Genomic DNA, 12,579 nt, shown 5'->3' with positions numbered 1-12,579 from the left:
GTTCGTGATCGGGGCGCGGCTCCGGTTAGCGTTTGGGCATGACCGATGCATCCACCACCCCCATGACCGGCGCCGTCGCCGCCGGGCTCGCCACCGTCGCCGCCGACGGGACCGTTCTCGACACCTGGTTCCCCGCCCCCGAGCTCGCCGAGGCCCCCGGCCCCTCCGGGACGGAGCGGCTGAGCGACGAGCGCGCCGCCGAGCTGCTCGGCGAGGCCGCGCCGCAGGCGGCCGGCCGGGACGCCGTGCGGGACGTGGAGATCATCGCCGTCCGTACGGTGATCGCGTCGCTGGACGACAAGCCGCTGGACGCGCACGACGCGTACCTCCGGCTCCACCTGCTCTCGCACCGCCTGGTCCAGCCGAACCAGCAGAGCCTGGACGGCCTCTTCGGCACCCTCGCCAACGTCGCCTGGACCTCCCTCGGCCCCGTCGCCGTGGACACGGTGGAGTCCGTGCGGCTGCGCGCCCGCGCCGCCGGGCGGCACGTCGCGGTGTTCGGCGTCGACAAGTTCCCGCGGATGACCGACTACGTGGTGCCGTCCGGCGTCCGGATCGGCGACGCCGACCGCGTCCGCCTCGGCGCGCATCTCGCCGAGGGCACCACCGTCATGCACGAGGGCTTCGTCAACTTCAACGCGGGCACCCTGGGCACCTCCATGATCGAGGGCCGCGTCTCGCAGGGCGTCGTGATCGGGAACGGCTCCGACGTCGGCGGCGGCGCCTCCACCATGGGCACCCTCTCCGGCGGCGGCACCGAGCGCGTGCGCGTCGGCGAGCGCTGCCTGCTCGGCGCCGAGTCGGGCCTGGGCATCGCGCTGGGCGACGACTGCATCATCGAGGCCGGGCTCTATGTGACCGCCGGGACGCGCGTCACGCTGCCCGACGGCGAGATCGTCAAGGCCCGCGAGCTGTCCGGCGCGAACAACCTGCTGTTCCGCCGCAACTCGACCACCGGCGCCGTCGAGGTCCTCCAGCGCACCGGCTCCTGGGGCGGCCTGAACGAGGCGCTGCACAGCCACAACTGACTGTCCACAGCCCCGCCCCGGGAGCCCAGGACCCTCTAGGCTGGGCGCATGCATGATCTTGCGGCCGGTGCGCGGTACTTGGGGCGGGGACAGCGGTGGGTGCTGGAGCACGGGCGGTGGTTCGGTTTCGGACTGCTGCCCGCGCTCGTCACCCTCGTGCTGTACGTGGCGGCACTGACCACGCTCGGATTCTGGTCGGACGACCTCGCCGAGTGGGCGACCCCGTTCGCCGACGACTGGGGATCGCCATGGCAGGGCGTGCTCCGTACGGTCTTCGCGGTGCTGCTCTGGCTCGCCGTGGCGGCCCTCGCGGTGATCACCTTTGCCGCCGTCACCCTGCTGGTCGGCGAGCCGTTCTACGAGAAGCTGTCGGAGCAGGTCGAGGCCGACGCGGGCGGGCTGCCCACGGGCGGGCCCGACCATCCCCTCTGGCGCGAGCTGTGGATTTCGCTCTGCGACAGCCTCTACGTCCTCGGGCGCACCCTCCTGTGGACCGTGCCCCTCTTCTTCCTGGGCTTCGTGCCCTTCATCGGCCAGTCCGTCATCCCCGTGATCGCCATATGCGTGACCGGCTTCTTCCTGACGCTGGAGCTGGCCTCGGTCGCGATGCAGCGCCGGGGGATCGACGTACGGCAGCGGCTGCGGATGCTGCGGCAGCGCAAGGCGCTCGCGCTGGGGTTCGGGGCGCCGCTGGCGCTGCTCTTCCTCGTCCCCTTCGTCGCGGTCCTGCTGATGCCGGGCGCCGTCGCGGGCGCCGCGCTGCTCGTACGGGACCTCACGGGGGAGGGGCGCCGCGAGGACGGGCAGCAGCCGGGCCAGCCCGGTCAGCCAGTCCAGCCGGGCCAGCCAGGCCGACCCGGTCAGCCGGGCCAGCCCGGTCCGCTCGGTGCGCCCCAGGGGATGCGGGGAACCACGTACCCGGCCGCGCCCCACGGACAGGCTCCGCAGCCGCCGCAGCAGTTCCCCGCGGGCCCCCCGGGGCCGTCACCGCAGTCGCATCCGTACCACTGACGGGTCGTGGTCGCTGGACTGGTCCGCGAACTCGGCGTTGATGTGCACGATGTCGTACTCCGGCCGGCCCGCGCCCGGGCTGGTCAGGAGGTGGTCCAGCGACTGCGAGTTGCCGTTGAAGACGTACCCGTAGCGCTCGTTCTCCGGCAGCCGGTTCATCGGGCTGGTCAGCGCGCCGCCCGCGCGGAGCGCGTCGAGGGACGGCGAGAACGAGAAGTCGTTGAAGTCGCCGCCCGCGACGATCACCGCGTCCTTGTCGATCGCGCGGATGTCCTTGGCGAAGGCGTTGAGGATCTTCGCCTGCTCGACGCGCTGCGGTTCCGAGTGGCGGGTCGGCGGCTGGAAGCGGCCCTCCATGGGCTCGTCGCCCTCCAGGTCGCCGCCGCCCTTGGAGCTGAAGTGGTTGGCGACCACGAAGACCGGGGCCTCGGGGCGGCCCTTGAAGCGGAACTCGCCCGCCAACGGCTTGCGGCTCGCCTTCCACGCCGGGTCCTGGGGCGCGATCCGGCCCGGTGAGGCGGACAGGGCCGGGGCACCGTCCTTCTCCTCGACCTTCACGGGCGTGGTGGCGTCGCCGCCCGCGCGGTCGGTGAAGGTGACCCGCTCGGGGTTGTAGAGGAACGCGACCCGGATGTTGCCGCCCGGCTGACCGCCGTCGGCGCCGTCCTCGGGGCTGATCTGCCGCCACTCGTACGCGGGCCCGCCCGCCTTCTTCACGGCGTCGGTGAGCTGCTCGAGCGTCTTGTCCGCGTCGACCGTGCCGTCGTCGTCCGGCCCGGTGTCGTCCTGGACCTCCTCGACGGTGACGATGTCCGGCGCCGCCAGATTGCGCACCAGCCCCTCCGCGAGCCGCTCGAACTTCGCGGGCTCGGTCTTGGGGGAGAGGTTCTCGACGTTGTACGTGGCGACCGACAGCTCGTCCTCGCGCTGCGGGCGCGTCTTCTCGCGCTCCAGCTTCCGGTCCTGGTGGGTGCCCATCTCGGTGGCGCGCAGGGTGTAGCCGCCGAACTGCTCGTAGTCCAGCGGGCCTTCGGTGGTGCCGCGCAGCCGGTCGCCGACATCGGCCACGGGGAACGGGTGTGCGTCGAGGTCGAGCAGCGAGGAGATCTTCAGCCGGGCGCCGTTCTGATCCTCGTACGAGCGGTAGAAGGTGCCGCCGCGCGGGGTGCGGTTCTGGCCGGGGTCGGTGGTCACCCACAGGTCGTGGTACTTCGAGGTGGGGCCGGTCACGCGGACGTCGCGGGCGGAGACGCGCATGCCCTCCAGCGACTCGTACCGGTCCAGCGCGTAGCGTCCGGGGCGCAGTTCGCGGTCCTCGATGCTCTTGCCGCCCGCGTCGGGCGCGTACGCCTCGGGCACGCTGTGCGGGGTGAGCCGGAAGGCGGCGGGGAGCTTCGCGCCGCGCTTCCCGTCCTTCTCCTTCGTCCACTCGGCCTTGGAGAGCTGGGTGACGGACTGGCTGCCCGCCTCCTTGCCGCCCGGGTAGAACTCGGAGACCTCGCCGGAGACGCGCAGCGCGTCCCCGACGGCGACCTTCGGCGTCTCCTTGCCGGTGTAGACGAAGATCCCCTCGCTGGTGGCCGGGTCGCGGTCCGGGCGCGGGTCCTGGAGCCAGAAGCCCCGCGCCGAGCCGAAGCCGCGCACGCCGGTCACGACGCCGGGCACCTCGGTCACGCGCTTGCCCGCGAAGGGGGATATCCGGGTCTTCCCCTGGATGTCGTGGATACGGACGGAGCCGGAACGGGCCGCGGCGTCGTCCTCGGTCCCGGCGTTCGCCGCGGAGGGCAGGACGAGCACGGTCGTGCACAGCGCCGTCGAGCACAGCGCGGCGACGGTGAGCGCGGATCTGCGGGCCAGGCGGGATGACACGGAAACCTCCGGAGGCGTGGGGGACAAGGGGAGGAGCAGTCTCTACGCGCGTAAAGTCTGGCGGGGGAACAGAAGTTGTCAAGGACGTGACGAACACGGGCTCCAGGGCTTGGCGATCCTGTTACGTGGCGGGTGCACGATTCGGGCAGCCGGGGACAGATCCCGTCTACCCTGGGGGCCGTGCTCCGGCCCGTACGGCAGGCGCCGGGGGCCGCCCGGAGACTTCCCGCAACCCGTCAGCACCCCGTAGGAGATGAACGCGCAGATGACCGGTGACGACCGTCCCACCATGCCGCCCGTACGGCTGCCCTCCGACGCCGAGCTGGCGCGGGACGCACTCGCCGCGCCGCTCTTCTCGCGCGCCGTGGAGCTCACCCGCTGGGTCCGCGAGGCGGGCGAGCCCGGGATCCCGGTCGGCGCGGGCGGCGAGCTGCTCGCCGAGCAGCTCAAGGCGGCGGCCGAGCACCTCGGGCTGGCGGGCGAGGAGGATGCGCCCGCGCTCGCGGCGGACGCCTGGAACTTCGCGGTGGACACGGGCCTGTTGGAGGTCGAGGAGGACGACGCGGACGAGGCGGGGGAGGAGGCCGGGGGCGGCGACGACGCGGGGCCCGCCAGCGACGAGCCCGTCGGCGTCGCCCGCCCCGACGAGGAGTTCACCGCGCTCACCGGCGGATCCGGCCCCGCCCCCGCCCCCGACGAGGTGCTGGACCTGTGGCAGAACGGGCTGGAGACGGTCCTGGCCGACGCCGCCACGCCCAGCTTCGAGGACCTGGTCGGTGGCCTGGAGAACGCGATCGGCGAGGACGGCGAGATCGACCCCGACGCCATCGACCTCGACGCCATGGACTGGAACCCGGAGGAGGAGGCCGACTTCCTCGACAGCGCGCTCGGCAATCTGTACCTGCTCACGGTCAGCGACCCCGCCGTCGCCGCCGGGACGCTCGTCCCGCTGCCGGTGCTCGCCGCCTCGATGATCGTCCCGGAGGGGATGGACGAGCCGACCGACGAGGTCCTCGAAGAGGTGTCCACGGCGATGATGCGCCTGGACGACCAGTTCCGGATGCTGGAGCCCACCGGGCTCGTCGAGTACCAGCCCGTGGACGAGGCGCTGACGCGCGAAGCCGCCGAGGGCGAGGCCGACTTCGACGCCGAGATGGACGACGAGGACGTCTCGCGGTACGGGATGGTGCGGCTGACCCCGCTCGGGCTGTACGGCACGCGCGTACGGATGCGCGAGGCCGGGGTCGAGGTCCCGGCCGTCGGCGATCTCGCGGACGCGGAGGCGAGCGCCCTCCTCGCGGCCCTCCCCGCCTACACGGAGGACAACGCGCAGACGGAGATCGAGTCCTGGTTCGCCACCCGGCACGCGGACTCCGGCGCCGTGGAGGCCGCACGGGAGCTGCTCGCCGCGGCCCGCGGCGGCGACGAGGACGGGCCGGTGCGCCGCCTCGCCTGCCAGCAGGCGCTGGCGCTGGTGGGCCCCGAGGCCGAGCCGGCGCTGCGCGAGGTGCTGGACGACCGGCAGTTGGGCGGCCTGGCGCGGGTCTGGCTCGCGGAGCGCGGCGCGGCGGACGTGCCGCAGCCGGACGAGCAGATGGTGTTCTGGCTGACCGTCGACACGATCGCCGCGCAGCTCGCGACCGTCGGCGAGCCGGAGGAGCTGCACGAGCTGGTCAGCGGCCTGGTCGAGCAGCACTCGGGCTTCTTCGACAAGGCCTGGCAGGTCGACCACCCGGCGACGGGGGAGGTCCTGGAGGCCATGGGCCGGGTCCTGCCGGACCGGGCGGCGGCGAAGGCCGCGAGGAAGGCCGCCTTCAAGGCGCGCTCGCGGGTGAGCTGAGGGATACAACTGAGGGATAGAGCTGAGGGATTTCGGCGCGGGGCCCCGGGTGGTGCGCCCGGGGCCCCTGTGGCGCCTGCTCGCGGAGCCGTTCAGCACGCGAACTTCGTCGTGTGCCTGAACGACGAGGCCGCTCCGTCGAAGCCGTATGTGCCCCGGTACGCGGGCGGGTTCTGGTACTCGCCCACGATCGTGAGCGTGTTCGCGCACGAGCCCTGCCCCGTGCGCTTGGCGTCCAGCCGGATCTGCTGCCCGATGAGGCCGCCCGTGATGTCCCAGGGCGCGCCGCAGATGCCGGAGGTGATCTGGCCGCCGGTCACGACGTGCGGGTAGGTGTTGGGGTTGTATTTCACCTCGATGGCGAAGGTGACGGTCCCGTTGTGGAGTTCGAGCTTGCTGGACGTCTCCAGCGCCTCGGGCGTGGCCTCCATTGCGCTCGCGAACGCCTCGTCGCGCGTCTTGACCTCGGCGCCCTGCGGGTTGATGTAGCGGTGCTCGCTGCCCTGGCCCTTCTTCTTCGCGGCCGTTGCCATGGCACGTTCCCCTTCCGGATCAGGCCAGTTGCTCGGCGATCTCGACGCGCAGCAGCGCGCGGACGTTCTCGATGTGGTTGACGACCGTCACCAGCGTGGAGCCCGCGAAGAGCAGGCCGAGCGCGACCGTGTCGAGCGAGGTGACGAGGGAGCCGGAGTCGCCGCCGGCCGAGATGTTCGTGGTGAGGATCTGGTCGCGGAAGCGGGCCGTGCCCGCCGTGCCGTAGTTGACGTCGATGACGGCGTCGGTGGCGATGATCCGGCCGAAACTGATGTCCGTGGTGCGGCCCGTCTTCTTGACCAGGTCGCCGACGGCCACGTTCGCCTTGCGGCGCCAGCGGTCCGGCGTACCGCTGAAGTACTGCTCGCGGGTGGCGTCCTGGAACTCGACCTTGCCGAGCGCCGCGTCCACGATGTTGTTCTGCCGCTCCAGCGGGATCTGGGGCGCGAACTGGATGGTGATGAAGCGGTCGAGCGTGGCGATCCTGTCCGCCGGGTCCTGGCCGCCGTCGAAGGCGCCCGGCTGGACGATGGCGCTGCCGCTCGGCGCGCGGTTGGAGTCGGCCAGCACGTGGTTGTTGGACAGGATGTAGAACTGCCACGGAATCCCGATGCCCGGCGCGGGCGGGTCGAGGGTGGCGCCCGGGAGCAGGTCGTGGACGACGCTGCCGAGGGTCCCGGCGGTGACGCGGACGTTCCCGACCGAGAAGCCCGAGGGGCAGGGGCGCAGCCTGCGCGTCAGCATCTGCGGGGACACGGTGGCCATGGAGAGCCCGCGGCCGAGCTGGCCCAGCTCGTCGAGCAGGGGCTGCGAGAGGCCGCCGAGCTGCTCGGTGAGCGTGCCGTCGGGGCGGGTGGTGGCGGGCTGGTCGTCGGCGCGGCGCCCGCCGGAGCGCGACTGGGTCTGGCGCTGGGCGGTGACATGGCCGACGGCCACGACGTCGGTGGGCGTGCCGTCGTCCATCCGGGCGGGGACGACGTCGCGTTCGGAGAGCATCGACTCCGGCACCTTCTGGGTGACGAAGACGAGCACGGCCTCCTCGCCCGTGGGCTGCCCCTCCCGCCACTTCACGCCGTGGCCGAAGCCGATGACGTTGGCGAGCGGGGCCTGCGGGCGGAGGAAGTCGTTCAGTGCCTGCTGGCGGGAGGTGTCGGTGACCTGGCCGCCGAGGGGTCCTCGCATCATCTCGGGCTGGCTCACGCCAACCACCTCTTCTCTTCCCCGGGACGAGTGGGTGCGGAGCGGGGCCGACGGGCCGGGGTCGGCACTCCGGCCGGAGTCGGCGCTGGATGCACGTGGAGAACGCCTGTCTGTCTATTGCGGGGAGGAGACGCGGTCAAGGCGGTACGCGATGATTCTTGGCATTGATGGTCGGGTGCGGCTGTTGACCTTCTTTGCCATGGTTCACTCCGAAGGGAGGGGAGGGCTCCGGTATGTACCTTCCTCGCGTGCGCAGCAGGCGGCGTACGCGCAGTCCGCGCCGTACGTGTTTCGTCTCATGGCTGGTCTCGGTCTCTGAGACGAGACCGTGCGATTCCGGAAGTTCCCTTACCGTGGCACGCATGTTCGGACCCGCGCGCCTGCTGGCACTCGCGCTCTTCGCGGCCACGGCGTGGAGCGTCGACGACGGCCTCTGTCGTCACTGACCGCTCCAGCCGCACCTCGCCGCTCCAGCGGTCGTGCCCGCATTCTGGGCCGACGCCGTCCGTATCCCGAACCTCTTCTCTCCCGGAGAGCCCCGTGACCACCGCTCCACCCGCGGAGGCGCCCTCGCGCGCCCCGCTGCTGTCCTCGTCGCCCACCAGCGCCCCCGCCCCCGAGGCCGCCCCGCTGCCGCGCGTACGGACCGTCCCGCTCGTCGTCGCCGGGCTGATCGGCGCCGCGCTGACCGCGTACGTCTGGTCGGCGCACGGTGCCAAGCCCGCCGTCCTGCTGCTGCTCGGCATCGGCCTGGGCGTCGCGCTCTTCCACTCGCGCTTCGGGTTCACCTTCGCCTGGCGCCAGTTGGTGGCCGTCGGCAACGGCACCGGGCTGCGCGCCCACGCCCTGCTGCTCGGTACGACCGCGACCCTCTTCGCGCTGGTCATCGGCACCGGCACGGGGCTGTTCGGCTCGGTCCCCGCGCCCAGCGCCGGGCCGCTGGGCGTCGGCCTGCTGGCCGGCGCGTTCCTCTTCGCCGTCGGCATGCAGCTCGGCGGCGCCTGCGCCTCCGGCACGCTCTTCGCGGTCGGCTCGGGGCAGAGCGCGATCGTCCTCACGCTGGGCGGATTCATCGCCGGATCGACGCTCGCCGCCTGGCAGTACGGCCTCTGGCGCGACCTGCCCGCCCTCGACCCGGTGCTCTTCTCCGACGGGCTCGGCTGGTTCGGCTCCTGGGCGGTGACGCTCGTCCTGCTCGCGCTGGTCTTCCTCGTCTCCCGGCTGGTGCAGGCCCGGCGCAACCCGCCGCCCGTCGGCGCGCCGCCCTCGGCGCGCGGCGCGCTCCGCCGCGCGGTCCGCGGCTCCTGGCCGCTGGCGGCGGGCGCGCTCGTCCTCGCGGTGCTGGGCGGCGCCGTCCTGCTCGTCTCGGGCGGTGCGTGGGGCATCACGAGCGCCTTCTCGCTGTGGGGCTCCAAGCTCGTCGGGGCGCTGGGCGGTTCGCCGGAGACCTGGGCGTTCTGGCAGGACCCGAAGAACGCCCCGGTGTACTCCGGGCCCGTCCTCGCCGACAAGAACAGCCTCACCGACATCGGCATCATGGTCGGCGCGGCCGTCGCCTCGGCGGCGGGCGGCGTCTGGACGCTGCACCGCGGCATCCCCTGGCGTACGGCCGTCGCCGCCGTGCTCGGCGGCGTGCTGATGGGGATCGGCGCCCGCCTCGCCGGGGGCTGCAACATCGGCGCGTACCTCGCCGGGATCGCCTCCGGCAGCCTGCACGGCTGGATCTGGGGCGCCGTGGCGCTCGTCGGCACCTGGGCGGGGCTGCGGCTGCGCCCCCTCTTCCGGCTGGGCAACCCGAAGCCGGGGGACGGGGTTTGCTGATCGTCTGACGGGCACCCGCCCCTTCTGCCCCACGGGCTCCGCCGACGCGCCGTTCCACCGGGTGCGCCGGTTCGCCCCTTCCGACCGGGAAAATCGGGCGATCCGGGTATTTCGGTCGCGTGGGGCGAGGGGTGTGGTGCCAGTGAGGACAACAGGAACGCCGGGACGACCGCCCCGGCAGGCCGTCGCGGAGCTGCCCCGGCAGGTCCGCGACGACCTGCTGAGGCGGCTGAAACGCCGGGGACGCCCGTTCACCGCCGACGACGTGAAGGTCGTCCAGCCGCCCATGCTGAAACGTGCCGTCTCCGCCTCGGCGCTCGGCAACTGCATGGAGTGGTTCGACTTCGGCGTCTACAGCTACCTCGCCGCCACCCTCGGCAAGGTTTTCTACCCGGACGCCTCCTCCGCCGCCCAGCTCCTGGCGTCCTTCGCGACGTTCGCCGCCGCCTTCGTCGTACGTCCGCTCGGCGGGCTCTTCTTCGGCCCGCTCGGCGACCGGATCGGGCGCCAGAAGGTGCTGGCCACGACCATGATCATGATGGCCTGCGGCACCTTCATGATCGGGTTCATCCCGAGCTACGCGACGATCGGCGTCGCCGCTCCCGCGCTGCTGCTCTTCGCCCGTATGCTCCAGGGCTTCTCGACGGGCGGCGAGTACGGCGGGGCGACCACGTTCATCGCCGAGTACTCCCCCGACCGGCACCGCGGCTTCCTCGGGAGCTGGCTCGACTTCGGCACCTTCGTCGGCTACGCACTGGGCTCGGCGCTCGTCACCGTGCTGGGCATGCTGCTGACCGACGCCGAGATGCAGTCGTGGGGCTGGCGCGTGCCGTTCCTGCTCGCCGGGCCGCTGGGCCTCATCGGCCTCTACATGCGGCTCAAGCTGGAGGAGTCGCCCGCCTTCCAGCAGCAGTTGGACGAGCACGACAAGGAGGTGGCCCAGCGCGAGACCAGTCGCCACGAGTTCCGGACCATCTTCCGCGTCCACTGGCGCGCCCTGCTCGTCTGCGTGGGCCTCGTGCTGCTCTACAACGTCACGAACTACATGGTCACCGGCTACCTCCCCTCGTACCAGACCGAGGTCCTGGGCCGCTCCTCGACCTCGTCCGACCTCCTGGTGCTCAGCGGCATGGTCTGGATCGTGCTGCTGATCACCTTCCTCGGACGGCTCAGCGACCGCATCGGGCGCAAACCCCTCTACCGGTGGGCCGCCGTGGGGCAGATCGTCCTCGCCGTCCCCGCGTTCCTGCTGCTGCGCCAGGACGGCTGGACGCTGCCGCTGTGCGGCGTACTGATCCTCGCCACCCTGCTCGCCGGGTTCGCGGCGCCCTCGGCCGCCACGCTGCCCGCCCTCTTCCCGACCAGCGTCCGCTACGCCGCGATGGGCATCGGCTTCAACTTCTCCGTCGCGGCCTTCGGCGGCACGACTCCACTGGTGACAGAGGGACTTGTCGACCTGACGGGCAGCAGCCTGGTGCCGGGCTGCTATCTGATCCTCAGCGGCCTCATCGGCCTGGTCGCGGTGCACTTCATGCACGAGAGCGCCCAGGTCCCGCTGCGGGGCTCGCAGCCGATGGTCGGCTCGGAGGAGGAGGCCCGCGAACTGATCACGACCACGCGCGAATTGGAGACCCAGCGGCGCACGGTCAGCTCCGGCCCCGCCCCCGAGACGACGTGACGGAGGCCCGCCCTTTACTCTGAGCGGGCCAAACGCCCGTACGATCAGCAGAGGATGGCCCGTGGCCGACAGGGAAGCAGCACGCAAGACTTTCGACATGTTCGACCGGAACGGCGACGGGTTCGTCACCGCCACCGAGTTCCAGCAGGCCATGGTCGAGCTGGGCGACCGCCACTACACGGTCGGCCTGGCCGAGGCCATCCTCAAGACCCGTGACGGCAACGGGGACGGGGTGCTCTCGTTCGAGGAGTTCTACCAGCGCGCGCAGGACGTCTGAGCCGCGCGCGAGGGCGTCTCGGCCGGGCGGCGGAGGCCGCCTCTCGGCCGGGCGGCGGACGCTCCTCGGCCGGGCCGCGGACGTCCCTCGGCCGGGCGGCGGACGCTCTTCGGCGGGGCGGCATATGAACCGCTTTCGGTGTGGCCCGACATGGCCGGAAACCGCGTATGCCGGGCTGGAACGGGATTCCTAGACTGACGGGGAAGGTTCGCCCCGGTCCCCGGCGGGCCGCGTCGTCCCGGAGTTCACCGAGGGGCAGACGCACCCGGGCCAGACCGGTATGTGCCGGACCTCTCGCCCAAACCCCTGGAACCGCTTACTCCACCGCAGCGGACAAGCGGCTCCAGCGCCTCCCCTCCACGCTTTTCGAGCGGAGGCGTGGAGGAGGGAGAAGGGGACGGTCTGGGGCGGTGATGGGGGGCTTGTCGCGCCCCGGACCACATGTCGGCCGTCGTCGAGCCATCCGGCGACGGCCGACGGCGAATCTTTACGCGTCCCCGCGTCCCCGCGTCCCTCGTTCGGGTGCTCCGCGTGCTGTCTGTGGCCGCGCGGGGCGGCCACAGACAGATCCCCCGTGCCGGCACCACGAGACTCCCGCCCCATCCGCCTCCCGGTCGAGCTGATTCGGCTGGGCCCGAAGAAGGGCGAACCGGGGCAGGCCGGGGCGGCGCGGGAACCGGCCTGGAATGTCAGTGGCGGCTGCGAGACTTCACGTATCCGTATCCATTGCTGGCTGCTGTGGACGGAAGGCCCCGTCGCCCGCCCGGGCGGCGGGGCCGCGCTCGTGCCGGCCCCTGCGGGTGCCTCAGGGCTCAGGGGCTCAGGCGCTCAGGGGCTCAGCGTTTTGCGTTTCAGGAGGAGGGTCGGTCCCGCTCCGAGGGCCAGATCGCGAGGGCGACGAGCACGGCGGCCCAGATCGCGAGGGGCATCCACGGCCAGTAGTAGGCCAGTTCGCCGTCGGACAGGCTCTTCACGCCCCAGATGGTGGTCATCAGGAACGCGCCGCCCAGCCAGTACCGCCACTCGGCCAGCCACGCGGTGAGGTCCTCGCGGTCCCGAGCGGCGCGGCGTGCCGCCTCGGCCCGTTCCCGGGAGGCGGGGAGATCGGCGGTGAGCGGGGCCAGTTCGCCGAGGGTCGCGGCGCGGAGGGCCGCTGCGCTGCGGCCGTCGTGCTCGCCCTGGTCGAGGCGTCCCTCGGCGAGCGCCGCGCCGAGAGTGGTGAGCACGGCATCGCGGTCGGCGTCGGACGCACGCGTGGTGGGTGCCTCGGGCATGGTGGACATGATGGATTCCCCCTTCGGTCCTGCTCTATAGAATACGA

10 protein-coding genes are annotated in these 12,579 nt (G+C 72.3%); 6 read left to right on the top strand and 4 right to left on the bottom strand.

Features of this window, described 5'->3' with window-relative positions; genetic code table 11:
* Positions 1 to 38 precede the first annotated feature (38 nt).
* Both dapD and ABD343_RS20325 read left to right on the top strand, forming a co-directional pair.
* Entirely contained in the window at positions 39 to 1,028 is a 990-nt protein-coding gene (dapD, locus tag ABD343_RS20330) for a 2,3,4,5-tetrahydropyridine-2,6-dicarboxylate N-succinyltransferase (protein WP_344530202.1), read from the top strand.
* A gap of 48 nt (positions 1,029 to 1,076) precedes the next feature.
* Positions 1,077 to 2,039: an EI24 domain-containing protein gene (locus ABD343_RS20325; RefSeq protein ID WP_344530201.1), complete on the top strand. Its 963-nt coding sequence runs from the start codon at positions 1,077 to 1,079 to the stop codon at positions 2,037 to 2,039.
* On the opposite strand, the gene ABD343_RS20320 is transcribed toward ABD343_RS20325, so the two are convergent.
* Complete coding sequence (locus tag ABD343_RS20320; protein ID WP_344530199.1) at positions 2,013 to 3,908, bottom strand: endonuclease/exonuclease/phosphatase family protein; 1,896 nt, start codon at positions 3,906 to 3,908, stop codon at positions 2,013 to 2,015. The two genes, ABD343_RS20325 and ABD343_RS20320, sit on opposite strands and share 27 nt — an antisense overlap.
* A gap of 265 nt (positions 3,909 to 4,173) precedes the next feature.
* On the opposite strand from ABD343_RS20320, the gene ABD343_RS20315 reads away from it, so the two are divergent.
* A complete protein-coding gene (locus tag ABD343_RS20315) occupies positions 4,174 to 5,748 on the top strand; it encodes a hypothetical protein (RefSeq protein WP_344530316.1) in 1,575 nt (524 codons plus the stop codon).
* 92 nt (positions 5,749 to 5,840) lie between these two features.
* On the opposite strand, the gene ABD343_RS20310 is transcribed toward ABD343_RS20315, so the two are convergent.
* Together ABD343_RS20310 and ABD343_RS20305 are read right to left on the bottom strand one after the other, a co-directional pair.
* The gene (locus ABD343_RS20310; protein WP_344530197.1) at positions 5,841 to 6,281 is read right to left on the bottom strand and encodes a hypothetical protein; all 441 of its coding nucleotides are present in this window, start codon (positions 6,279 to 6,281) and stop codon (positions 5,841 to 5,843) included.
* Positions 6,282 to 6,300: 19 nt separating this feature from the next.
* Entirely contained in the window at positions 6,301 to 7,482 is a 1,182-nt protein-coding gene (locus tag ABD343_RS20305) for a chymotrypsin family serine protease (protein ID WP_344530195.1), read from the bottom strand.
* Between the two features lie 540 nt (positions 7,483 to 8,022).
* On the opposite strand from ABD343_RS20305, the gene ABD343_RS20300 reads away from it, so the two are divergent.
* The 3 genes from ABD343_RS20300 to ABD343_RS20290 all read left to right on the top strand — a co-directional run bounded on the left by ABD343_RS20300 (position 8,023) and on the right by ABD343_RS20290 (position 11,258).
* On the top strand, positions 8,023 to 9,303 hold the full coding sequence (locus ABD343_RS20300; protein ID WP_344530194.1) for a YeeE/YedE family protein: 1,281 nt from the start codon (positions 8,023 to 8,025) through the stop codon (positions 9,301 to 9,303).
* A 142-nt stretch (positions 9,304 to 9,445) separates the two neighbouring features.
* Positions 9,446 to 10,981 (top strand): MFS transporter, encoded by a 1,536-nt coding sequence (locus ABD343_RS20295; protein ID WP_344530192.1) that lies wholly within the window; start codon positions 9,446 to 9,448, stop codon positions 10,979 to 10,981.
* 61 nt (positions 10,982 to 11,042) lie between these two features.
* Complete coding sequence (locus ABD343_RS20290; RefSeq protein WP_344530190.1) at positions 11,043 to 11,258, top strand: EF-hand domain-containing protein; 216 nt, start codon at positions 11,043 to 11,045, stop codon at positions 11,256 to 11,258.
* A gap of 851 nt (positions 11,259 to 12,109) precedes the next feature.
* Here the strand turns inward: ABD343_RS20290 and ABD343_RS20285 are convergent.
* On the bottom strand, positions 12,110 to 12,541 hold the full coding sequence (locus ABD343_RS20285; RefSeq protein ID WP_344530188.1) for a DUF1707 SHOCT-like domain-containing protein: 432 nt from the start codon (positions 12,539 to 12,541) through the stop codon (positions 12,110 to 12,112).
* Positions 12,542 to 12,579: the final 38 nt, after the last annotated feature.

It is taken from the genome of Streptomyces albiaxialis, from assembly GCF_039530985.1.
Classification (GTDB): domain Bacteria; phylum Actinomycetota; class Actinomycetes; order Streptomycetales; family Streptomycetaceae; genus Streptomyces; species Streptomyces albiaxialis.
This window is presented reverse-complemented; position numbering and strand designations above follow the sequence as displayed.

Bases quoted from the DNA above. Each gene is read 5' to 3' on its own strand.
- dapD (WP_344530202.1), top strand. From the start codon at position 39: ATGACCGATGCATCCACCACCCCCATGACCGGCGCCGTCGCCGCCGGG.
- ABD343_RS20325 (WP_344530201.1), top strand. From the start codon at position 1,077: ATGCATGATCTTGCGGCCGGTGCGCGGTACTTGGGGCGGGGACAGCGG.
- ABD343_RS20315 (WP_344530316.1), top strand. From the start codon at position 4,174: ATGACCGGTGACGACCGTCCCACCATGCCGCCCGTACGGCTGCCCTCC.
- ABD343_RS20310 (WP_344530197.1), bottom strand. From the start codon at position 6,281: ATGGCAACGGCCGCGAAGAAGAAGGGCCAGGGCAGCGAGCACCGCTAC.
- ABD343_RS20285 (WP_344530188.1), bottom strand. From the start codon at position 12,541: ATGTCCACCATGCCCGAGGCACCCACCACGCGTGCGTCCGACGCCGAC.